Source organism: Budvicia aquatica DSM 5075 = ATCC 35567, assembly GCF_000427805.1.
Taxonomy (GTDB): Bacteria; Pseudomonadota; Gammaproteobacteria; order Enterobacterales; family Enterobacteriaceae; genus Budvicia; species Budvicia aquatica.
On record NZ_ATYS01000061.1, the window covers coordinates 1 to 20,760 of the forward strand.

General features: G+C 45.3%; 24 protein-coding genes. 2 read left to right on the plus strand and 22 right to left on the minus strand.

Features of this window, described 5'->3' with window-relative positions; genetic code table 11:
* The coding region (locus tag YWE_RS0118255; RefSeq protein WP_036016490.1) for an orotidine 5'-phosphate decarboxylase / HUMPS family protein at positions 1-273 on the minus strand (273 nt) is incomplete at its 3' end.
* 219 nt (positions 274-492) lie between these two features.
* On the opposite strand from YWE_RS0118255, the gene YWE_RS0118260 reads away from it, so the two are divergent.
* A complete protein-coding gene (locus YWE_RS0118260; RefSeq protein WP_029095830.1) occupies positions 493-732 on the plus strand; it encodes a DinI-like family protein in 240 nt (79 codons plus the stop codon).
* Positions 733-881: 149 nt separating this feature from the next.
* Here YWE_RS0118260 and YWE_RS29130 read toward each other — a convergent pair whose 3' ends face one another.
* Genes YWE_RS29130 through YWE_RS0118285 form a run of 5 tightly spaced genes read right to left on the minus strand, consistent with a single transcriptional unit; the run spans position 882 to position 7,705 of the window.
* Positions 882-2,891, minus strand: a complete 2,010-nt coding sequence (locus tag YWE_RS29130; RefSeq protein ID WP_029095831.1) for a phage tail fiber protein — start codon at positions 2,889-2,891, stop codon at positions 882-884.
* Between the two features lie 25 nt (positions 2,892-2,916).
* Positions 2,917-3,225: a hypothetical protein gene (locus YWE_RS0118270; protein ID WP_029095832.1), complete on the minus strand. Its 309-nt coding sequence runs from the start codon at positions 3,223-3,225 to the stop codon at positions 2,917-2,919.
* Positions 3,213-6,419, minus strand: a complete 3,207-nt coding sequence (locus YWE_RS0118275) for a TipJ family phage tail tip protein (RefSeq protein ID WP_029095833.1) — start codon at positions 6,417-6,419, stop codon at positions 3,213-3,215. The genes YWE_RS0118270 and YWE_RS0118275 overlap by 13 nt, the downstream gene beginning before the upstream one ends.
* A gap of 48 nt (positions 6,420-6,467) precedes the next feature.
* Positions 6,468-7,037, minus strand: coding sequence for a tail assembly protein (locus tag YWE_RS27780; protein WP_071605895.1), 570 nt, complete (start codon positions 7,035-7,037; stop codon positions 6,468-6,470).
* Positions 6,971-7,705: a C40 family peptidase gene (locus YWE_RS0118285; protein ID WP_029095834.1), complete on the minus strand. Its 735-nt coding sequence runs from the start codon at positions 7,703-7,705 to the stop codon at positions 6,971-6,973. The genes YWE_RS27780 and YWE_RS0118285 overlap by 67 nt, the downstream gene beginning before the upstream one ends.
* 64 nt (positions 7,706-7,769) lie before the next feature.
* Here YWE_RS0118285 and YWE_RS0118290 point away from each other — a divergent pair, with 64 nt between their 5' ends.
* Positions 7,770-7,991, plus strand: coding sequence for a hypothetical protein (locus YWE_RS0118290; protein WP_029095835.1), 222 nt, complete (start codon positions 7,770-7,772; stop codon positions 7,989-7,991).
* A 3-nt stretch (positions 7,992-7,994) separates the two neighbouring features.
* Here the strand turns inward: YWE_RS0118290 and YWE_RS0118295 are convergent, their stop codons facing one another.
* The 16 genes from YWE_RS0118295 to YWE_RS0118370 form a co-directional block, all read right to left on the minus strand.
* Complete coding sequence (locus YWE_RS0118295) at positions 7,995-8,189, minus strand: hypothetical protein (protein ID WP_029095836.1); 195 nt, start codon at positions 8,187-8,189, stop codon at positions 7,995-7,997.
* A 16-nt stretch (positions 8,190-8,205) separates the two neighbouring features.
* The gene (locus tag YWE_RS0118300) at positions 8,206-8,913 is read right to left on the minus strand and encodes a phage minor tail protein L (RefSeq protein WP_029095837.1); all 708 of its coding nucleotides are present in this window, start codon (positions 8,911-8,913) and stop codon (positions 8,206-8,208) included.
* 64 nt (positions 8,914-8,977) lie between these two features.
* The gene (locus tag YWE_RS0118305; protein WP_029095838.1) at positions 8,978-9,319 is read right to left on the minus strand and encodes a hypothetical protein; all 342 of its coding nucleotides are present in this window, start codon (positions 9,317-9,319) and stop codon (positions 8,978-8,980) included.
* 23 nt (positions 9,320-9,342) lie between these two features.
* Entirely contained in the window at positions 9,343-9,672 is a 330-nt protein-coding gene (locus YWE_RS0118310; protein WP_029095839.1) for a phage tail protein, read from the minus strand.
* A 5-nt stretch (positions 9,673-9,677) separates the two neighbouring features.
* Positions 9,678-12,836, minus strand: a complete 3,159-nt coding sequence (locus YWE_RS27785) for a phage tail tape measure protein (RefSeq protein WP_051323431.1) — start codon at positions 12,834-12,836, stop codon at positions 9,678-9,680.
* A 211-nt stretch (positions 12,837-13,047) separates the two neighbouring features.
* Positions 13,048-13,398 (minus strand): hypothetical protein, encoded by a 351-nt coding sequence (locus tag YWE_RS0118320; protein WP_029095840.1) that lies wholly within the window; start codon positions 13,396-13,398, stop codon positions 13,048-13,050.
* A gap of 22 nt (positions 13,399-13,420) precedes the next feature.
* Positions 13,421-13,879, minus strand: a complete 459-nt coding sequence (locus YWE_RS0118325; protein ID WP_029095841.1) for a hypothetical protein — start codon at positions 13,877-13,879, stop codon at positions 13,421-13,423.
* A 42-nt stretch (positions 13,880-13,921) separates the two neighbouring features.
* Positions 13,922-14,326 carry an HK97-gp10 family putative phage morphogenesis protein gene (locus YWE_RS0118330; protein WP_029095842.1) on the minus strand — a complete coding sequence of 135 codons (405 nt, stop codon included), beginning with the start codon at positions 14,324-14,326 and terminating at the stop codon, positions 13,922-13,924.
* The gene (locus YWE_RS0118335) at positions 14,323-14,709 is read right to left on the minus strand and encodes a hypothetical protein (RefSeq protein ID WP_029095843.1); all 387 of its coding nucleotides are present in this window, start codon (positions 14,707-14,709) and stop codon (positions 14,323-14,325) included. The genes YWE_RS0118330 and YWE_RS0118335 overlap by 4 nt, the downstream gene beginning before the upstream one ends.
* Positions 14,678-15,022: a phage head closure protein gene (locus YWE_RS0118340; protein WP_029095844.1), complete on the minus strand. Its 345-nt coding sequence runs from the start codon at positions 15,020-15,022 to the stop codon at positions 14,678-14,680. Before YWE_RS0118340 ends, YWE_RS0118335 begins: the two co-directional genes overlap by 32 nt.
* Entirely contained in the window at positions 15,019-15,336 is a 318-nt protein-coding gene (locus YWE_RS0118345; RefSeq protein ID WP_029095845.1) for a head-tail connector protein, read from the minus strand. The genes YWE_RS0118340 and YWE_RS0118345 overlap by 4 nt, the downstream gene beginning before the upstream one ends.
* A gap of 8 nt (positions 15,337-15,344) precedes the next feature.
* Complete coding sequence (locus YWE_RS31235; RefSeq protein ID WP_029095846.1) at positions 15,345-15,590, minus strand: DUF7210 family protein; 246 nt, start codon at positions 15,588-15,590, stop codon at positions 15,345-15,347.
* Positions 15,591-15,638: 48 nt separating this feature from the next.
* The gene (locus tag YWE_RS0118355) at positions 15,639-16,847 is read right to left on the minus strand and encodes a phage major capsid protein (protein WP_029095847.1); all 1,209 of its coding nucleotides are present in this window, start codon (positions 16,845-16,847) and stop codon (positions 15,639-15,641) included.
* A gap of 12 nt (positions 16,848-16,859) precedes the next feature.
* Positions 16,860-17,717 carry a head maturation protease, ClpP-related gene (locus YWE_RS0118360; RefSeq protein WP_029095848.1) on the minus strand — a complete coding sequence of 286 codons (858 nt, stop codon included), beginning with the start codon at positions 17,715-17,717 and terminating at the stop codon, positions 16,860-16,862.
* Between the two features lie 11 nt (positions 17,718-17,728).
* A complete protein-coding gene (locus YWE_RS0118365) occupies positions 17,729-19,033 on the minus strand; it encodes a phage portal protein (RefSeq protein WP_029095849.1) in 1,305 nt (434 codons plus the stop codon).
* The gene (locus YWE_RS0118370; RefSeq protein WP_029095850.1) at positions 19,033-20,760 is read right to left on the minus strand and encodes a terminase large subunit; all 1,728 of its coding nucleotides are present in this window, start codon (positions 20,758-20,760) and stop codon (positions 19,033-19,035) included. Before YWE_RS0118370 ends, YWE_RS0118365 begins: the two co-directional genes overlap by 1 nt.

Below are 20,760 nucleotides of genomic sequence, written 5' to 3' on the forward strand. Positions count from 1 at the left end.
CATCCAAACGCCCAGCTCAGCCGCAGCGGCAACGCTCTTCGCCACAGTATTGGGAATATCATGAAACTTTAAATCAAGGAAAACGTCAAACCCACGATTGTGTAGCTCACGCACCAGTTCAGGCCCGCAAAGAGAAAACATCTCTTTGCCAATTTTTAAGCGACAATCTTTTGGCTCTATCTGATCGGCCAGTTCAAGGGCCGAGCGTTGGTTATCAAAATCCAGAGCAACAATAATGGGTGATGAGTTTAATTCATTGATATTCAATTTCAATTTCTCTTATTAAAATTTTAAAAATCACTTAATGGACATGTCCATGGACACAAATAAATATTAACATTTAGCACCTATTGCACAGGTCTATATATTACAGACTTTAGTATCACCTTGAAAGAAAACAAAAGAGTAAGAAACGTCCATACTTATTTTTTGTTGAACCAGAAATTACATTACTGTATAAACAAACAGTAATGTAATCAATGGAGGTTCATCATGCGTGTAGAAATCACTATCGATAAACGAAATCAGAAGCAATTCCCAAATAACGAATTAACTGTCGTTGAGCTTGAGCTACAAAAGCGATTGCTGAAAAAGTACCCAGGTACCGGTATCCGAGTTCGTTTCTCATCAGCCACTAGTGTCAGTGTTACGGGCGGTTCTAAAGATCAGTCTGCCGCAGTGAACAAAATCATTGAGCAGATGTTTGAAGAGTCAGAGGAATGGATGTCGTAAATAGAATGCCCCGGTAAATCTACCAGCTATCAAACTATACCCGGTACGGTATAATCGCTTTGTCATTGTAAGGATTTAAGAATTCATCTCGCTAAGTTTAGCGCCCTGTCTCACAACAGGGCTTTTTTGCGTCTGTAATTTGGCAAGAGTTAGGTGGGCGTTTGTAATTCTTCCGTGTAAACCTGTACCCGCAGATCAATCCAGCGCCCTGATGGGATATCTATCGGGTCACCATCGTTATAGCCTTCAATAGTATTTTGAGCGAACCGGGGCGCATTCGGATGAGTGCGGTGATATGTCTTAACGATGATGTCGCCATTGGCTTCAACTGTCGTATTAACCCAAATTAGCGGCTGTTTATTATCATCGTTTGGTACTTCAATATCCCATGCGCCATCAGAATGAAAACCCATTAACGAGCCTGATAGACGGTATATGCCTTCTGATAGTCGCTCTGTTGTTACTCCAGACGACTCTTCATTTAGCTCACAGAAGCCATTGCTGAATAATTTCACTATCGGGGATGCTTTTTTAATGAAGCCATTAGCGTCAATAGCTGTATTTCTAGATGAATATAATTCGTACCATTGCGACCACCCCCCAGTATTTATTCTCTGGCGCATATAAATACGATTATCAGTATTTATAAATATTTGGTGCCACCATTCAGTATCAATACCGACCGCAGGTGGAGATGTATAATCTAATGTTCCTTTATCAAGATATGTTAGTACCGATCCGTAGATGCTACCTGTTGAGGGAGCATTACTAAAAATACCCCCAACGAAACACCAGCCAATTAGAGCATTGTTAAAATTATTACCAGGAATTCCACGACCATAACGCGGGAGTGTTCCATTTAGCCCGATGTTAACTTTGCTAGCAAGTTCAACATCTAATTTAAGATTTTTTACAGCTTCATCTGTATTGTTCAAATCAGATAAATTATTTTCTATCTTTAATACTTTTGCATCCTCTGCCGCACCTATTGTTGTACGAGCCCCAGCAGCATTTGCGGCGGCAACAATCAAGCGCCCTAACGCCGTTAATGATGTAGTCGTAACAGTATTTACTCCATTTGAATAAATAAGCTGATTTGCTGCTGTCGTCAGTCCAGACATTGAAGTGAGCAACTGTGATTTATCTTGCTTGCCACTCATTGCTTCCGCGGCTCTATCCGCTTCGACCTTTGCCCTATTAGCCTCAGTTACAGCTATGCTAGATTTCTCAGTAGCGGTCGCTGCAGATGTTTGAGATTGTATTTTATCATTCGCTACAGTCTGCTTATCTGCACTTACTACGGTCCGATCTTGTGACGTTAATGCAGCATCTGCTTTTGCAGAATTCGCCGCATTAACTGCGGTTGTTTTTGCTTCTAATACTGCAGCAGTATCAGAAACAACTTGATTATATTTATGCGTTAAATCAGTTTGTATGCCTTCTGAAATCACTCTAGCAGCGTCAGAGCGCACAGCATCAGCACTAGCAGAAACTTTTGAGGCTTCAGCACTGACCGCAGCCGCCTCTGCTTTTTCGGCGTTTTCGATTACTGAGTCATTAGAAATCGCAGCGCTACTTGCTGCTTGTTCCGCCGCAGTTTTTAATGCCGTAACTGTCACTACATCAACCGCAGTGCTTATTGATGATTCACTTGCTGTTTTTGCAGAAGCCGCGGCGCTCACTTTAAACTTACCAGCTTCAATCATGTCAGTATTAACTTGTTGCTGCTTTTCGTTTACGTCCATCTGAACAGTAACAACATCCGTCAGAATACTATCCGCCAGCTCTTTATTGGCCTTGGCTTCGTTCGCTGCCTGCTGTGCTTCATTTCGCAACTGCTGGAATATTGCTACCAGTTCCGGCGTTAAGTCACTTTCGCCCGGTATCGTTAGAAAATCGTTTAACGTTCCGGGGCGGGAATCTAAATAGACCTGAATTTCACCAACTCGCTTAGGTGGAAAGCCGACTATATATAATGAAACATCATATTTACCAGGTTCAACTTGCATATTATATGAACCAGTATTATCAAGGCCTATGCGGGCCTCAGTTTCGACAACAACGGTTAATGAAGTTTTCTTACATAACAGCTCAATTGTACATTTGGGAATAGGTCGTCCCATCCCATCTTTCAGAATGCCGGAAATTTTAATAGCCATAGTTGACCTTTAGATGAAGAAGGGTTTATCTGTGAGAATGAATAAAATCAGTATCAGCGGAATTAATACATTTAATTTCTTTGAAATATTCAGGTGACTTCCAACGACTGCCAGCCCATGTGATATTTAAAGTATTCGGTACAAATAAATATAATTTACCGACATGATTCACTTTTAAGGCCGTTACCTTTAATTCTTCCGCCTGCCGGATTGCCATCATCGTTGTTTCATAACGAGCAATACACTCAACCTCTCGCGGTTCTGTATAATCTGGATGAGTTGAACAAGCTGATAATAAAAATATAACGATAAAGACTCTAATTATAGATTCCATAAATCTCCCATTTTTACACGAGCAATACCGGAGTCGTCATAGACTGCAAAGCCATATTTATTTAATTGAGCACCGACACGGCCATTACCATTTATCATCTGCACCTCACCGACACTATTCACAATAAACTTATTGTTGATATTTATTGATCCACCATTAAACGCAGCCGCATTAACAGTTCCGCCATTAATTACAGGTGCAGAAATACTGGCACCGGCAACCAACCGATCACCTTTTATTGTCCCTGCTGCGACTAAGTCTCCATCCATGAATAGCTTAGGTGTTACCCAAGTCCTGCCGTCATACATTCGAGAACTGATATTGTCGATTTTCCCTGCTGCATTCACGGAATAAAGAGTTAAAACAGTATCGATCCCCGGATCGGTATTGAATGTGGATTTGAATAAAGAATTAACTATCTCTGTGCTTTCGGGAAATACCCCTGCCGCTGTCTGAATTCTGAAAATTCCACCAGCCCCATCACCTAGATCGTTCTTTGCAGAAATGCTGGTACCGTCAAGCAGCTGTATCTCACCCTTTAGCACCAGTGTTTTACGGGTATTATCCCAGTAAAGATTACGCTCCAGCGAGTCAGGATCGGTAAACGAAACAAAATCAGCTAAAAAGTCTACCGCACTGGCTTCGTCGCCAGCAGTCACGGTCACACCTGATATGCGATTGTCCTTATTCACTACCAGTGCGGCTCGGTCAGAAAGCAGAATAACGTTGGACGTATTTTCCTCAACTTCATCAAGAAGGTCTTTTACCCAATCCAGCTTGGGAATTTCTGGGCCTATCAGGTCCAGAATATCCTCAGGCTTCAGTTTGGTTTTAACCTTTTCGACCAGTAATGCCGACCTGCCAACACCATTCACCGCTTGTATGCCATACCAATATTCAGTATCAGGTACACAGTTGATATCATTTAGAACTGTAGCTCGGCCCAAAGAGTTATTTTGTGCTCTAACCTCCGCCTCACTCATCCCCTTGTAGAATTCGTACTGAGTGCCTAAGCTGGTCGGTTTGGTCACTACTGGCTTAATCGTTACGCTAAAGTTGCCTACAGTAATTAACAAGGAATCAGGAAGCGACGGCGGCCCAATCTCAAAGACGGCGGTTGTTTCGGTACCCAACTGGCCGGCGGGATTTTTTCCCCTGATCGTTACTGAGTAATTACCCATCGGCAGGTTGCCACATAAGAATTCAGTATCACTGACCGTTTCGCGGCGGTGCAAAGCGCCCTCTCTGAGTAGCTTAATCTCAAATGATAATCCACTCATAACGCGCGGAGTGTCCCACGTCATACGGATTTGGAATACATCAGAATCCGGTTCTGCGGTTACCTGTAAATGTTCAACCGGGGGGATCTTGCCGCTAAAGAGGGTGTTAGTATCCGGCTCGAATATTGCCCCGTTATCAACTACAGCCTCTTTCTCTGGCACATGCTGCAATGCAACGATTGTATATTGGCCTTCGTCCTCGGTGATACCCAATGCCCGGAATAATCGCGGCTTGATTGTCGCTGTTGAAAGCGTCCACATGCCGAAATCTTCTAGCCCTTCAATGGATTTGCCCAGCACCAAAACATCAGGCTCTGGATGCGAGAATACTTGAACCCGCTGCGGTTTACCTTCGCGATCGATATAGCCCAAAAATGCCTGTTCGTTGTCATTAATAACAACCTCACGATCAAGTGTAATCCGCTGCCCATCTCCAACTGACTTAATGCGACCACCAATCCGCGCACCGGCATAATTATTATCTGCAATCTCAATAATGTCGCCTGGTAGATGCTTTAATCCCTCGCGACCAACAGTAAAGGTTACTGTCTGCTTTTCTAACCGTTCTGTCTCTAAAATCCATTTTCCAACCCGGTGAGCCTGTCCGCGAGAGGTACAACCAAAAGCATCAACTTGCGAGACGTTAAGTCCGTAACGCGCTATGAGCGTATCATCAGCAACGTACTCTGTAGCAGTATCCCACCCGTTCTCTGGATCGATATAGCGAACATGAATAGCGGTATGCCGGGCCTTTTGAGCGCTGGCTGAATAGGAAAACTTACCTTCAACCACGTTGGCATTGCTGTATCGCCAAATCGGGTCAGTTGGCCGGTCCATGATACAGGTCATCTGTAACCCGTCCCAGACAGGCATAGCACGAAAGACAGAGCACAGATCATTAAGAACATCGTAGGCTTGGCGCTGGTCAGTAATATAGGCGTTGCAAGTCATGCGCGGCTCTTTACCACCAAACCCATCATCAACCAGTTGATCGCAATACTGAGCAATCATATAGAGCGCCCACTTATCACAGCCGAACGAGCCGATACGTTTGCCAAGGCCGTAACGGGTGTTCATCACTAAATCGTAGAAAACCCAAGCCGGGTTATTCGTCCAGCCGAGTTTAAAGGTACCATCCCACATCCCGGAGTATGTCCGATTACGCGGATCATAATTTGACGGTATTTTCACAATCAGCCCATCGATGAGATATTGCCGGCCTGGTACTCCATTAAACTGCTCTGAGTCAAATGTAAGCCCAACAACAGCGGTATTCGGATACGTGAGCTTTGTGTCCACAATTTCGGTATAGCTGGACCAGAGTGTTTTATTTTCGAGTTGCGCAGATGTACTGTCGTCAGTGACTCGTACCACTCTGATATTGAACGGTCTCGCAGGTAAATTGGCAATAATGACACTACGGAGATACTGGCTACGAGTTTTGCCGGCGATCGTGATTGTCTCTACCGTTGTCCAGTTAGCGCCACTGCCAATTTGAACGAGCATTTGCACGCTACTGCCATTCATATCACCCTTATCTGTCGTCTCATACAGCGCAGATACACCGACCGTCACTCGAACCCGATCCGTATCAACATCAGTGATGGTCCTGACGATCGGCGTCTTTTGTTTTATCTCACTGGATACGGATATCTCATTTTCAGACGACGGAAAGCCCGATAAGTAATCCTGAGATTGAGTGCCCGCCGTCCATTGCAAGTTAACCCCAGTGAAGTTATTAGTGCCATCTTCAGACTGCACTGGCGTTTTATTTAAATAAACGCCCTGCAACCCATTGACCGGCCCCTCTATCTGACCTTCGCAAAGCATATCAATAATGGACAAAACCTGTTTAGACTTGAGATTGTCTGGCGCTTCTTTCGGAGTATGTGAACTACCGCCACCCTTACCCATACCTGACCCTTATAAATACAAAACCCGCCGAAGCGGGTTAATGATTGATTATTGCGTACTAAGCCCCTGAGACAGAACTTTAGAGCCGATCATCATCCGTCCATAAGCTAACGGTAACGGCTGCCCTTGCGCGACTGTGTTATCAAGATTGGAAAATGAAGTGTTATTATTCGTTGAACCGCTATCTGTATTCGTTTTTGGGGTTTTCGTCAGCATCATGGCAATACCGCCCATCATCATACCAACACCCGCACCGATCATCGCGACACCGATAGATGCACCGATACCCGTCCAGCCAGCCATCACACCAACAACTATACCGGCCACCACCAATATGCCGCCCGCAATCGCTTGAAACGCCCCGCCAGCGCCGACCGCCCGTGGAATAATATGAATAACATCACCGGCGCGAAGGATAGATGACATTCCCAATTGAACGCTTTCCTCACTAATATCGTTACCCGCGATACGGACACGGTAAAAATCACCTTGAATGTGCTGCCGTAATCCCGGTATTTGCAGCATGAGCGCATGAAGTGCCTCACCCGCCGTTAGTACATCAAGCTTGAACTTGCGGCCATATCGTTGCAGATCGCCGTAAAACCGTACTGTGGCCATTGTCTATACCTCCAGATTGAGTGAGTGTAATTGAACCAAAACCCGCTATAGATATCTCGCTTGCTTAGCCGCTGCGAGCAGTGATGCAGGACATACTGATCGCCGCAATAAATAGCAGCATGATTGGCCTTTTCACTACCAAGGCAAATAAGGATTACATCCCCCGGTTGCGCATCAGTAACTTTATAAAACCCGTTTGGCCCTAACAGATCTAAATACAGATCTTGGCCTTTTTTCCACCATTCATCTTCACGCGAATAATCGGGTAGATTAATGCCAGCAAGGTGATAGGCATCACGCAGAAGCGTTAAACAATCAAGCACACCATGCTCGAACTGGCGACCAAGTAGCGGCGGAACGTTATTGAACCGGTATATTTCTGTGCCGCAAACCAACCACCAAGGTAAAGCGGTACGGCGCTGACCAGCGCGGTCACATTCACTAAGAACCGGTAACCCATCCGGATGACTATGAACCAGCGCGACAACCTCGCCGGCAGTCTGAGCACGTAGCCAGTCATCGGGGGATATCTCAAAGTATTCAGTAGGCCGATCGGCAATATTCTGACACGGCATATAGTGCTGACCGGTACCGGTATCTATCACAAAGCCACACGACTCCTGAGGCGCACACTCTGCAGCGTGGGCCAATATCTGTTTGTCGATCATGATCGATTTTTAACCTATTGAAGTTTGGTAAGGTTGAAAGTTCACTTAACCAGAAGGAGATGTTATGTCGTCACTAGATCCACGCGCTACACAGCATGCATTAGATGAGGCTCACGATTGCGCCTCTGCTAATCATGCAATGTTATTAACTGTTCTGGATATTCTGATTGGGGAATCGGACGATCCCGATGCATTAAAGAAGGTGGTGTTAGATAAATTCAAGAAGAATCAGATAAAGCCGGGATCTAACAAATTCAAATCTAGCTTTACCGATCGACCTAAATAGAAATTACGGGCAGCCGGCCGCTGCCCATTCTGGGTATTTATGTTTTGATCTTTCGAGTCTCTCAGCATCGCTAACTAATTTAACTGCATGCAGTTGCTTATGTACCTCAGCAGTAAAGCCCAGTACGCGGGTACTATCAATATCATCACTCGATACCGCGGAGACGGCATTACCATCGACCACTAATTCAATTTTCATATTAAACCTCAGATTATTATCGGGACATTTTAGCCGCTGACGGGAAGCCGCCGAACGGCAAGGGATTATTAGCGCCAAAGCGCAATTTACAAGACGCTAACCGTTTACCGCACTTATCACACTTAGAATCTGACGTCGGTTTATCAAATTCATCAGCGACCGGGCCGCCTGTATAACTACATTCAGAACTGCGGTAAATCCAGTTACAGGTATCAGCAATGATTATTCTGGCCGGTAACTGAGCGCCGTCACTTTCACACGGTAACGCTAATTCAAACGTCGCAAAATCAGCCTCTAAAGCCGTCATCCGTTCGACGACATAACGCGCAACTAATTCCTGTGTTGGGTCAGCCTTCGTGTTACCTTCGATAAAGTTATCAGCGTCAAGAAACTTACTGTACATCTGGCGGCGAGTGACGATAGCACCGACTAAATCGTCAAAATCTTGGCTTAATCCGGTAATCAGGCCGGTAAGATTTGCAGCCGTTAATGTTGGCCGGTTACTGGTTCCCTGCCCGTTATGCTCAAAACCTTGGGCCTTCATAGGGTAAGGCTCATAGGTATGGCCCTGCCAGATAATGGCGGTATGCATCTCATTCATGCCATCATGAAATCGGAACAGATCGCCGCCGATATGGGTTAAATCAAGCTCGAATAACTCGATTAAAACATCCTGCGCCGGCTTTGCTGTTTCGAGTAACGTCTCTACGGGGATATCTTGCATAAAACCTCTGGAATTTTGGCAATAAAAAACCCGCCGAAGCGGGTTGTAGGCGCATAAATAAATATTATTTATACTTATCATTTATGGTTTTAGAAAAATGGGTAGTCTTATCAAATTTACCATCATCGAGATAACACTTGATGGTCGATTGCACTTCAACACCCATCGGATTTTTAGCTAAAACAGTTACTATAACCTCAGAGTTACTTGCCCTGTATGAGTTATAATATTTAACGGATTTAGGGGAGGCAAAATTCTGTTTTTCATAATCAACACAAAGTTGTGCTGGATCTTGCTTCACAAGCCGGACGTTAGACTTTATAAAATAATTAAAGTCATCAGAAAACCACATTCCTAAGCCTACCGCCAATATAATACCGGATATTATTAATATAGCTTTTTGCATTTTCATCCCTTGAGGCTGAACAATTAGGCCATAACTTCCTCAAATTCGCAGCTAATGTCAACATATGTATGTTGAAATGATGAAGGCCACTTCCTGCATACAACCTTGATTGGCACAAATGACGATGGAGGGGTCCACCAAAAAGCAGTAACCGCACCATGATCGCTAAGGAATTTAGAAACAAACGCCCATTCACGTCTTGGAATTCTGAAAGTTACAGAATACTTATCCAACTTATTATTAATACCAGCCGGTTGCCGTTGCTCATAACCATCACCAAACTTTACCACTTTAACATTGGGCTCCGCCTTAATTGACATGCCCGGACGAGGCACCCAGTGAAAAGTTTCCATATATATCACCCTCTTTTATTAAGTATTCCACCAGGTCTCATTTCGCGATTGAACGCCTCAGTAATCATTGATTTCATCATCACGCTAAATTGTTTCGCATCATCCTGACTAATACCGGATGCTCCCGCCTGACTAGCCTCAATGTAAGTAGGCGCATCAATAACAAACTGAGTGCCACTAACTACCCCAGATTTAGAATTACTGGCATTTTGATTCTTTAGATAACTCTTCAAATCTTCATTTGTCCGACTATCGACAACGCGCTCACCGCGATCCAGTAGCCACGTACCTTCCTTGGGAACGTTATCAATACCATCGTGAGCCATCCCTGATAGCGCCTGCCCTGCAACAATCCCGACAGATATTGCCCCTTGCATTTCAACCATTTTGGCAGCAGTTTCCCCGCTAAGGTACCCACCCAGCATAGAGCCATGCGCCCGGGCTGCAGCAGCGGCGACTTGCGTTTGGACAATAATTGATGGAATTGCTAAGGCTTTTTGGACAGCAAGCAATACTTTCATAGCTGTTGTGTTTTCTTGCCCGGCATTTTGCATAACATCAGCCGTTAGTGACGCAAATTGAGTGGTAACGCTAAACATAGTCTGTGCCACTTGGGCGCTGGATTGCTCTAGCTTTTGCGTTCGGTCTAACTCAGCTTTAACTCTTAATTCACCGTATCGCTTTTCAATATCAGTGATTTTTTGAGCATGCCCCTCAGCCCTAATAACCTCCTCTTGGCGGTAAGCTTCAAGCAGGGCCATCTTCTGTGTATATTCATTTTGAATGGCTACAGTCGGATCCACATCTGCCCGTAAGCGGTCCATCGGATCAACAGCGGCAGCAGATGACGCTTCAATTCTCTGGCGGGTACTTTCAACATATAAATTTTGTTTTGCTCTGTAATACTCCTGAGTATTTAATAAGTCCCTGCTATATAGTTCTTTTAAAATATTATTGGTATCAGAAGTTTGTTGAGAAAGCAGTTTACCCGGCGCATATTGATCGGCGAGTTTCAGCCGATCTTTTGCATATTTGCTTGTTATCTCAATTGATAACCCCTCGACCTCAGCCTGAGAAGCATTATGCTTTTTCGCCAATTCCAGTAGCTTTTGTTTAGCCTCCTGCTCTTGGAGGTCTATTTTCTGGAGACTGCTGGCATTAGATATTTCCATTTCAACTCTAAATTTTTGGAATTTATCTAATTTCGTCTTACCGCCGGAGTCACTATTGCCATCAAATGCGGAACCTGCGCCAACTCCACTAAAATCAGGTTTAATTGTTGGTTGATTATTTATTTCCTCCTTTCTTTTTTCTAATCGGTCGAGATCTGATGTGAGTTGAGACATATCTGAATCGACTTTATCAGTCGCAAACTTAGGAACATCACCACCATTATTTTTTGCAAAATCTAAAGCCTTCCAACGGTTTCGAGCATCCCCTAGAAGCTCATTACCTTTTGCAATTTTTTTGTTAACTTCATCTAACTGAAGAGTTCTTAAATCAGAAGTTAACTGCCTTACACTTGCAGAAAAGTCATCTGTTGGATTTTTGGCTGAAATTGCACTTGCGGCAAACATGGCTAATCCAGCAGCGGCCATCACGGCGATCCCCATTGGCCCGCCGAGAAAGCCCAGCGCACCACGCATAAGCCCACCCGAAGCCGCGGCCGCCCTTGATGTTATTGATAACTGAGTATTAGCAGCAGCAAGCTGCCGTTTTGCAGCGGTCTCGGCTATTGTAGCTTCGGTGATAAGCCTAGCATTTCTTGCGTAAGCCGCCTGGTAACTGACTGCAAGCCCATTCTGGCGATTAATGACAGATTGAGTCGCCATCCATTGATTTTGAGCTATGGCCTGAGCCCGAGTAGCTTGGGAAGAGGCTATTGTTGCATTAGCTGTTGCGACCTGTTGCACAGCCGCCTTCTTCATAGCAGCTTCATTAGAGATCCATGCAGTAGCACTTGTTCTCAATCCAGCAGTCAATTTATTAGCAAGGATCGGTACTAAGGTATAAAGAGCAATATCTGATACGGCACTAAAATTATCACTTAAATAATTTATGGCACTCGTTGCGGACTGAACACCCTTCCTCAGTGGCCCATTTGCTGAATTTCCGATAGCAATCGCAGCACCTTCGAACGCGCCGGACAACCCAGTAATATCACCATTAAGGTTATTAATTCGGGTGGCGGCTTGCTCATATGCTGTGTTGGTACCGGTTAATTCGTTCTTTAACTCAGATAATCGCGCACGATTATTCACAAGGATAGAGGCGGTAGTCACATTCTGAATACCGAACAGCTTCATAGCTTGAGTCGTGGACAGATTCTTTTTAGCTAGATTATCTAGAGCGACATCCAAACCAACAACAGAGGGCTTTAAGCTAGCATCAGTAGACCGCTCAAGCCGCAATAAAACTTTACTGAAATCGGTACCAGCTTTACTACCTTTGATACCGCTTTCAGAAAGCGTTTGGATAGCAGCGTTAAGTTGCTCAAAGGGTATCTTTGACTGCGAGGCAGCTACGCCGCTATTTTTAATTGCCTGCGTAGTGCTATCAATATCAGAACGCCCCGCCCGCGAACCAGCAGCTAGCACATTAATAAAACGATCGGCCTCACTGGCGCTGGCACCGAATTGATTTAGCGACAAAGAAACAGCATTCACCGCGCTGTTCAAATCCATCCCGGATGCCTGTGCTAATGTTAACGCACTCTTTGTGACTGACTCCAAACTACCTGCAGTTTTAACCAACTCCGGTTTGGACGCCGCCATTAAATTTAGAGCCTCAACTGCTTCAGTCACTCCATACTTGGTAGTCCGTGACATTTCCTTGGCTGCATTGTTGAATGCTGCCAATCGCTCTGTTGTCACCCCTGTAATTGCGTAAAGGTCAGACAATGCCTGACCATATTTCCGTGTCGTATTGATAATGCTACCGAACGATAACCCCATACCAGCCAGACCGGCCAAGCGAACACCCAAGCCTAGAACGGAAGCTGTAACCCCCTTGTACGCAGCTTCCGTCTTTTTGGCTTCATTCTGAGCCCTGCGGTTAAACGTATTTGACCGAGTTTCAGCGGTATTAAATGACTCTTGTAGTTGAGTCCTGAAATTGGCTGCATTGATATGAAGCCCAACAGCTAAGGAAGCTACATCTGCCATTATGAAAGTACTCTCATGACTGCCGCGCACTGAGAATCAATATCATCAGGCTTGGAAGGTTTGTCGGTGGCCGCGGCCGATGGGTTATTTTGTAACTTAAAGAATGCTTGCCAGTACATAAGGATATTAGCTGGCAAGTTTGCTACCTTTCGAGGATCAACCTCACCAAAGCGCTCAGCTAGTTGAAAAATTAGCGAGAGCCACGGTGAGGTTATGAGTTTTTTTCAGCCTCCTCAATTTTGATAACGCTATGTTTTTGCACCTCAACCAGAGCATCGACTAGCGCGGGGTTATCATGAACCGCCAATAGTTCCATAGCAGAGGGCAAATCGCCTACTGGTAAAGCATTGCCGTCGGCATCAACCAATGCGTTTAAGATAAATTCAACGCTATGGACCGATTGTTGCTGAGCGGTTCCACTTTCTCGTATACGCTCGGCCTGCTCGTCATAATCCAGTAATTCCTGCGCTGTTAAACGCCGAATGAAAACATCCGCACCGAGAATATTCTTTTTTACCGCGGATTTAGTTGGTGTTAATAGTTGTTCTTTCAAGCTTTTCATTGAAAACCTTATTTCGTTACTTTTATGGGGCTGGAGTGGCATCAACTGACCAAACCAGATTATTTTGCTTACCTTTGACGGTGATGCTGATAACTTCACTGGCCGGAGCGGATATCTCGGCCATTTCCCATCCGGACAGGGCTAAGATCATGGTCCCGATTCGCTTGTTGGGTAGCCTTACCTTAAATTGAACCGTTTCACGATTTTCGGCTGCCGTTAAAAATGCGGCGAAATCTTCATTTGTAGGATCATCAATAAACCCGAGATCTTTTTCCGGCCCTTCCGGTAAATCTGAAATTGATTGCTTATTTTTGTCGATAAGAGTTGAGCAATCGACAAACCCACCTGTCAACCCTGTGGCGCCCAATGCTTTACAGTTAGCCAATAATTTGAATACTTCAGAACCTAATGCGGCCCATGATGCTTCAGTACCCGCAGGTAACATGGCGTACTCAGGCGACGATTTGACATTATTAGTCATCGTTAATATCTCTCTATTTTGTAATAAAAAAGTAGCAGAACGCTACCGGGATCGGGTGATGCCTTCTCGGATTTCAACAGCCAAGATGCGGAGCACCTTCATTTTGTTGTAATCCAGCGCTGGACGGATAAATGCTTTGGGAGATTGTTTAATTGTTCCGAACTCCTGAGCTATTGCTTTCATTCGGTGCTTTTTACTCGGACCTACTCTAAGTGTTACTACCGTATTAGGATTTTTTGATTTACTCGTACTTCTTACTTTAATGCTATCCCGCATATGCTCACCACTGCTTGAGCCGTCATATCCAGCGTGAGTTTGCATATCCAAAAGAACAGGCTGTAAGGCAGCTCTACCCGCCTCCCTAAGCACCTTAGTTCCAACCTTTTCACCTAGAGCAATAAGGTCTCGCTCTAAGTCCTTTAGTCCTTCAATCTTCATAGTTATCATTCAGAATCCTCATCGTGATAAATAATGAAGTCGCGAGATATACAAAAAATACCTGACGGACTAGCATCAGAATAACGGCGCTCAATCTTGCCGCCTCGCGTTACATATTGAACAGACTTAGCCCCTATCTTTCCGTGTGTAATATTTTTCCAAGCATTCCATACTGCACGATCATGGGCTCTTGCCTCTTCATAATCGATACAATAAAAATCAACCTGCAGCCGTAAAGCCACCAGCCCGGTTCTAACAAAACCTGTTTCAACCGCAGGATCGCTTATAGGAATATAAACAATACATTCATTTATATCGTCCGGTCTTGATAGTGGATAGACCTCAAGACCAGTTAGTTTTTCAAGCTCGGCTTTTACCTGAAGTTCTATCATCGACAATATCAGCCTCCCCAGTAAGTACTAGGCGATCGCGTTTGCTACGGTCAGGGCTGCGAACGGTGAAAATTAAATGCTTTGTCACCACCCGCCAACCTTTTTGAACATCATCACGCGGTCGTAAAGTTATAAGATAAGTATCTACAATCTGATCCTGGGCCCCTTCTCTGATTTTTCTGTTTGAAATGGGTTCTAACTTTGCCCAAACAGGTTTCACATCTTCAAAAGTAATCACTTGCTGGCCCGAGGCGGCCCTGCTAGTTACCGGTTTTTGTAACATAACTCGATCTTTCAGATCTCCCGCCCTCATAACCCATACACCCTATATGGTTGAAGAAGAATATCCGTCGCGATTGGAACAACGGAAGCCTGAGTCCCGATGATTACTGACTCCCTGTTTTCATACCAATGCCCTATCAATAACAACATTGCTGTTACGATATCACCGTCCATCAGCAAGTTATCCCCTTCAGGGGGATCCTGATCAGGGAGATACATAACCCGATTAGTCTTGTTTTCAACATACTTAAAAGCTGCCTGCTGAAAAATGCCTAACAAGTTATCATCATCGTTAAAATCAGGATCTAGCCGACAGTGCGCCTTTATCAATTCAAGATTGATCATAAGTCACCTTATTTAGTCGTCTTACCTTTTTTAGCCAGTACTGGCTCTGGCTCTGGCTCTGGCTCTGGCTCTGGCTCTGGCTCTGGCTCTGGCTCTGGCTCTGGCTCTGGCTCTTCAGTATCAAGTTCATCTTCTAACTTTGCATAGCCCTTTTTCAGTAATTCACGCCCATGCTGCTCTGAGGTCTCGAACGGTCGTCCATCAGACACAACACTTCCACCGAAATAAATCGGTTTAATTGCAATTAATTTCATAATCTATTCTCTGATGTAGCGGCCCGCAGGCCGCTTATTAAAAGGTTATTATGGAGTCGGAACAGTAAATGCGCCGGTAATGAAAGCCTCCGGACGATATACGGCCAGCGCCAAGCGCTCTTCACAGCGAATAGAGATCATGTTCTTTTCGAAGTCGTCAGCGTTCTCGGTACTGATCACAACGTTGGCTTCTTCTCGGTCAAAAATCTGAGCCCCCGCATTAAATGCACCGGTCAGGAACTTACCTAAGAATGCCGGCGCTTCCGTCGCTACAACGGGCAAACCCCATAAAGTCGGAGAAGTCAAAGCGGACGGGTTAGCAAGGATATAGCGCCCTAACGTATCCTTAGTTAGCTCGATCTTAGCCCAATCAGTAAAGTGCAGGACATGACCAGAAGCCGAGAAACGCGCCAGTTGGGCCTGCAACATAGCCAGACGCAAATCATCAATACCGTTTTGCTTAGATACTTCAAACTGCGCAGCAAAAACAGATGCTTGCGGCATAATCCCTTCAAGATGAACGCCAGTACCGTCGCCGAACAGGATCTCTTGCTCTTCAACATACTTCAGACCAAAGCGTAGCTCAGTATCAATAGTTGATTGAAGTTGCGCAAAGTCATCTAAAATCTGTTTAGCCGCTTTAAACATATGCGCAATAGTACGTACCGGTGTGATTTTTTCGCCAAATTCAATATCGCTATATGGCTTGGTAGTTCCCTCTGCGACCACTTTGGCATTATTGGTAAAACCAGTCTGCTGAACCCAGTAAATAGTACTGGAGGTCGTTTGGCCCGGCGCAATCAAATCACGAATAAACAAGCGTTGCTTAGGCGGGACATCAATTCCTGGCAACCGGTGAGGTGCTACAATCTGACCAGGTACATCAACTGAAAGCAGCGCCGCTTTTACAGGAATACTAATACGCTGATTACCAGCCAATGCAGAAACAAAGCCTTTCAGCGCCTCGGCTGAAATAACCTGCTGACCGACCGTTTCAGCTACGCGCACAGCATTAGCAAGAGGCATTTGAGCAACATGTTGCTCGAGATCGCCAAGAGCCGCTTTCAACGTTTTCTCTGCAGCCGTCAGCGCATTAAACTCTAATGCCATTTTATCGACAGCAGCTTTTGTGTCTGCAGAAAGCTGACCGGAAGCTTTAGCCTCTTTAAGCGCCTCCTCAGCCTTGATATTAAACTTACTTGTCGCATCTTCCAGCGCAGCAGAGACTTTCTTCAATACTTCATTTACATCAGACATAATTTCTCCAGATTAATGGGATGCCATAACGAAGCCGCTTAGTGCAGCATCCAATTTGGCTAATACTTCAGGGTTAATTTCATTGGTAGCGCTCGGCGTACCATCGGGATCGGTAGTAGCGCTAGGCGTACTACCAGACAAGGCTTTCAGTAATTTTCGGCGCTCAGATCTCGGCATATTGCCTTTAGCCAGAAACGCATCAAGTTTTCGCATAGCCGCGGCGGGAGTATTGTCATCACTGGCAATCTCATCAGCGGCCAATAACTGGTCAGCAAAACCTTTATCTACCGCATCGCTGCCAGCAATATAGGTTTCGTTATCCATCATGGTGGAAATATCCGTAGCAGACAGCCCACTTCGCGCCGAGTAGATATCACTCATAGCACGATCAAAAGGTTCTATATCCTGCGCCGCTTTGGCTAAGTCGTGCCTGTTACCCATCATCACGATCCAGCAGTTGTGAATCATAAGAAAAGCACCGCGCCCTATCTGAACCTCATCACCCGCCATGGCAATAATGGAAGCCGCAGAGGCAGCAAGCCCCAGCACTTTTACCGTTACTTTTCCACTGTATTCTCGTAACTGGTTATAGATAGCCAGCCCTTCGAACATATCACCACCAGGACTATTGATATTTACAGTGACATCGGCGCCACCGAGTGAGCGCAATATCGCCGCAATTCGACTTGCCGTTATGCCCTCACCCCAATAGTCCTGACCAATAACATCAAAAATGGAGATAGTATTTTCCGTACTATTCGTGGCTTTAATACCGCCGTTCCAGCGGTCAACCGCACTTGGCAGTAGTTCACAGGAAGCACCCGCGCACGGGCGGCCCACCGGAGCAACCGGAAGGTTCTTTATTGACATTGGGTTTACTCCTAAGCGGCTTGCTTAAGCGGGGACTGTTCTACAGGGATATCTGGGAACAGATAGCTATGTAACTCAGTAATAGCCTTAGCTTTTGTGGCCTGATTATGTGATTTAAGATCTTCAAGAGCGATAAGATTAAGTTGGACAGTATAAATATCACCGCCTTCAATTGGTGGTAAGTTTTCGAGCCGGCGAACATCATTACGACTCATCCAACCATTTTGCAATGCTGTTGTATAGTAAGCTGAACGGCCTGCGCTATCAGCTCTTAACAACCCTTCAACAGAGAACTCAGCAAAGTAATCATCATCATTACCCAGTAGGCAGCGGGAGATTTCTTGCTCAATATTCACCAGCAGCGGACGCAAAGTATTAGTCAGAAATATAAGATTCATTCCTTCAACGCTGGATGCCCAGCTACTTTGCTTCGTCGTATGACCAACCATAAAAGGCGGAACCCGGAACCAGCGACATATCTCCTCAATACTAAATGATCTGCTCTCTAACATCTGTGCGGCTTCTGGATTCATAGTGACGTTCTGATATGACAAATCGCCCTCTAATACCATTATTTTCCCAGCATTCTTTGACCCCACGAAAGCCTGCATATACTTCCGCAACCTTTCGCGCTGTTCATCATTCAAAGGAACTTTTGCTGATACAAAGCCTGAATTTTGCAATCCATTTTCAAAGATTTTCGCGGCCGACTCCTCTACAGACATTGCTGCACCGAATACGTCGCGACCTACCATCATCGGCATCATTCCACATATACCATCAAGACCAAACCCACGGATGTGCATCATTCGCTCAGCGGGAATAAGCCGTTTTACTCCGTTTTCGGTATATGTGTATTCTAGCTTTCCACTATCTAGGCGCTTTACCTTCATGTTTTGCGGTAATAACGGGTTAAGAGAAATGAGTTTTCTCCCAATCATCCGTTGTTCAATAAACGCATTCCCTCTCAAGCACTGGCTGGCCACCAGCATTAACATAAGCCGGGATGGTGTCATTTCACTATTAGGGCGCCGACAGAGAACATTATATGCCGGATGATCTTTGGCTAGTTCTCGGGAACCATCAGCATTTCGCTTGTACACTTTCAGCGGTAACGTTGATACAGACTCACTTAAAAGCCGAACACAAGCCCATACAGCCGAAAGCTGCATAGCCTTGTCGGTAGTAACAACTTTCCCACTACTACTGGTACCTATCCACTCTTCCCAAAAGCCACCATCAGTGAGGCTGATAGGCACCCCCAGCCAATTCAGAAGAGCTGATTTAACCCTTCCGGGTTTCTTTTTGTTTTTCATTAGACGCCTATAATTATTGGATCAGCAAAGAAACCACTCATATCCGGAGTGCTCCCACCATTAACCAATTGACGGCTACGAGCCGTAAATAAAGCCGATGGACCATCAATTTTATTTTCAGGAGTAGATTTATTCGGGAATATATTATCGTTCTTATCCGGTTTAACGGTGACGTTTGACATCATCCATGTCATGACCGGATTCTTGTCATGATGAAACTTTTTACCGTAAATATCGGCCTCTGTAGATTTCATCGCCTCCGATAAGTTTTTAACAGTTTGCGGAACCTCAACAACGGGAATTCCTTCCTCGGCAAGGGCTAAACTAAACTGCGTTGCGCTCCACGGGTCAAACCCCAGTTCTTGCAGGTTATCGCCAGCAATCCAAGCCATTACTTCGGCTTTGATATACCCGTGATCAATAACTTCACCGTCCGTTAATTCAAGATATCCAGCATCGGCCCACTTCCGGTACAACTCAGCAATGTGCTTTGGTGCTGTTTCCAAGCGACCTTCTGGTATCCAGAATTTAGCTTTAATATGAGTATGCCCAGCAGGATCTAGCCATTCCTTTACAGCAGCACAAATATCAATCTTGTTCGAAAGGTCAATACCAGCCCACATAGGCCAATTCTTTAACTCTTCATCGGATGCGGTCTCTGGGCATTTATCCCACTTATCCATATCCATCCAAGAGCTTTCAGCCGTTACCCAGATATTAAGGTGCTTAGTGAGAAAGTTTGGCCGGGCCGCAATCTGCTCCTTGGCCTTTTTAGCCAGCCGGCGCATATCATCCCAGCGCTTACAGATGCCTAATCCGGGGTTAGCCTTGGGCCAGTTCGCTTCATCAAAATGATCATCACCTTCATCCAGAGTGTAGATCACAGCAAAGTAGGTATCATCCTCAACAATCCCGCGAAGTATTTTTATTGCATAATCGCGTTGTTCGAAACAAATACCTTCTTTATTTGAGCCAGCAGTCGTAATAGCGAACAATAATGACTGTAACCGGGCTCCGGTGGCTGTCTCAAGAACATCCCAAACATCACGAGTACGGTGAGCATGAAGTTCATCAACAATGCCACAATGGATATTAAGACCGTCCAGATTGTTAGCGTCGCTGGATAGCGGCTCAAACTTTGATGCCGTACGTTCCTGGTGAATGTTGAGCTTCAGGTGACTAAAAAGGCGGCCTAACGTTTTAGGTGCCTTCTTGATCATGTTTTTAGCGTCATCAAAAACTATTCGCGCCTGGTCTCTGGTGGTGGCTGCTGAATACACCTCGGCCCCACCCTCCCCGTCAGCGCCGGTCATGTACAGCCCGATGCCAGATGACAGTGTAGACTTGGCATTTTTACGGGCAACTTCGTTATACGCTGTACGGAAACGGCGAACCATGACGGTATCACCGTCTTCATCCAGAACGGGCAAGCCGGTCAGTTCATCAATGAGAGGAATAACAAACCCAAATAGGTTAATCAGGATAAAGATATCCCAATCCATCAGGTCGATCGGTTTACCAGCCAAAGCCCCTTTAACGTGAGGTACAAAATCATAGAAGTCGAGTATGTGCTGGGCGCGATCCTCATTGAAGTAGACGCCCCGATCTGGTCCATGCTCTAAGTCATTAAGAAATCTCTGGCACGAAAGCCGCACCAATTCGCCAGCAACAATCTCTCCGGACACTACGCGCTCGGCGTAGGTGATACCATCTGATACGGTCGCCAT

Excerpts from the sequence above, each read along its gene's own strand:
- YWE_RS0118260 (WP_029095830.1), top strand. The coding sequence starts at position 493 with ATGCGTGTAGAAATCACTATCGATAAACGAAATCAGAAGCAATTCCCA.
- YWE_RS29130 (WP_029095831.1), bottom strand. The coding sequence starts at position 2,891 with ATGGCTATTAAAATTTCCGGCATTCTGAAAGATGGGATGGGACGACCT.
- YWE_RS0118270 (WP_029095832.1), bottom strand. The coding sequence starts at position 3,225 with ATGGAATCTATAATTAGAGTCTTTATCGTTATATTTTTATTATCAGCT.
- YWE_RS0118275 (WP_029095833.1), bottom strand. The coding sequence starts at position 6,419 with ATGGGTAAGGGTGGCGGTAGTTCACATACTCCGAAAGAAGCGCCAGAC.
- YWE_RS27780 (WP_071605895.1), bottom strand. The coding sequence starts at position 7,037 with ATGGCCACAGTACGGTTTTACGGCGATCTGCAACGATATGGCCGCAAG.
- YWE_RS0118285 (WP_029095834.1), bottom strand. The coding sequence starts at position 7,705 with ATGATCGACAAACAGATATTGGCCCACGCTGCAGAGTGTGCGCCTCAG.
- YWE_RS0118290 (WP_029095835.1), top strand. The coding sequence starts at position 7,770 with ATGTCGTCACTAGATCCACGCGCTACACAGCATGCATTAGATGAGGCT.
- YWE_RS0118295 (WP_029095836.1), bottom strand. The coding sequence starts at position 8,189 with ATGAAAATTGAATTAGTGGTCGATGGTAATGCCGTCTCCGCGGTATCG.
- YWE_RS0118300 (WP_029095837.1), bottom strand. The coding sequence starts at position 8,913 with ATGCAAGATATCCCCGTAGAGACGTTACTCGAAACAGCAAAGCCGGCG.
- YWE_RS0118305 (WP_029095838.1), bottom strand. The coding sequence starts at position 9,319 with ATGCAAAAAGCTATATTAATAATATCCGGTATTATATTGGCGGTAGGC.
- YWE_RS0118310 (WP_029095839.1), bottom strand. The coding sequence starts at position 9,672 with ATGGAAACTTTTCACTGGGTGCCTCGTCCGGGCATGTCAATTAAGGCG.
- YWE_RS27785 (WP_051323431.1), bottom strand. The coding sequence starts at position 12,836 with ATGGCAGATGTAGCTTCCTTAGCTGTTGGGCTTCATATCAATGCAGCC.
- YWE_RS0118320 (WP_029095840.1), bottom strand. The coding sequence starts at position 13,398 with ATGAAAAGCTTGAAAGAACAACTATTAACACCAACTAAATCCGCGGTA.
- YWE_RS0118325 (WP_029095841.1), bottom strand. The coding sequence starts at position 13,879 with ATGACTAATAATGTCAAATCGTCGCCTGAGTACGCCATGTTACCTGCG.
- YWE_RS0118330 (WP_029095842.1), bottom strand. The coding sequence starts at position 14,326 with ATGATAACTATGAAGATTGAAGGACTAAAGGACTTAGAGCGAGACCTT.
- YWE_RS0118335 (WP_029095843.1), bottom strand. The coding sequence starts at position 14,709 with ATGATAGAACTTCAGGTAAAAGCCGAGCTTGAAAAACTAACTGGTCTT.
- YWE_RS0118340 (WP_029095844.1), bottom strand. The coding sequence starts at position 15,022 with ATGAGGGCGGGAGATCTGAAAGATCGAGTTATGTTACAAAAACCGGTA.
- YWE_RS0118345 (WP_029095845.1), bottom strand. The coding sequence starts at position 15,336 with ATGATCAATCTTGAATTGATAAAGGCGCACTGTCGGCTAGATCCTGAT.
- YWE_RS31235 (WP_029095846.1), bottom strand. The coding sequence starts at position 15,590 with ATGAAATTAATTGCAATTAAACCGATTTATTTCGGTGGAAGTGTTGTG.
- YWE_RS0118355 (WP_029095847.1), bottom strand. The coding sequence starts at position 16,847 with ATGTCTGATGTAAATGAAGTATTGAAGAAAGTCTCTGCTGCGCTGGAA.
- YWE_RS0118360 (WP_029095848.1), bottom strand. The coding sequence starts at position 17,717 with ATGTCAATAAAGAACCTTCCGGTTGCTCCGGTGGGCCGCCCGTGCGCG.
- YWE_RS0118365 (WP_029095849.1), bottom strand. The coding sequence starts at position 19,033 with ATGAAAAACAAAAAGAAACCCGGAAGGGTTAAATCAGCTCTTCTGAAT.
- YWE_RS0118370 (WP_029095850.1), bottom strand. The coding sequence starts at position 20,760 with ATGGCGACCGTATCAGATGGTATCACCTACGCCGAGCGCGTAGTGTCC.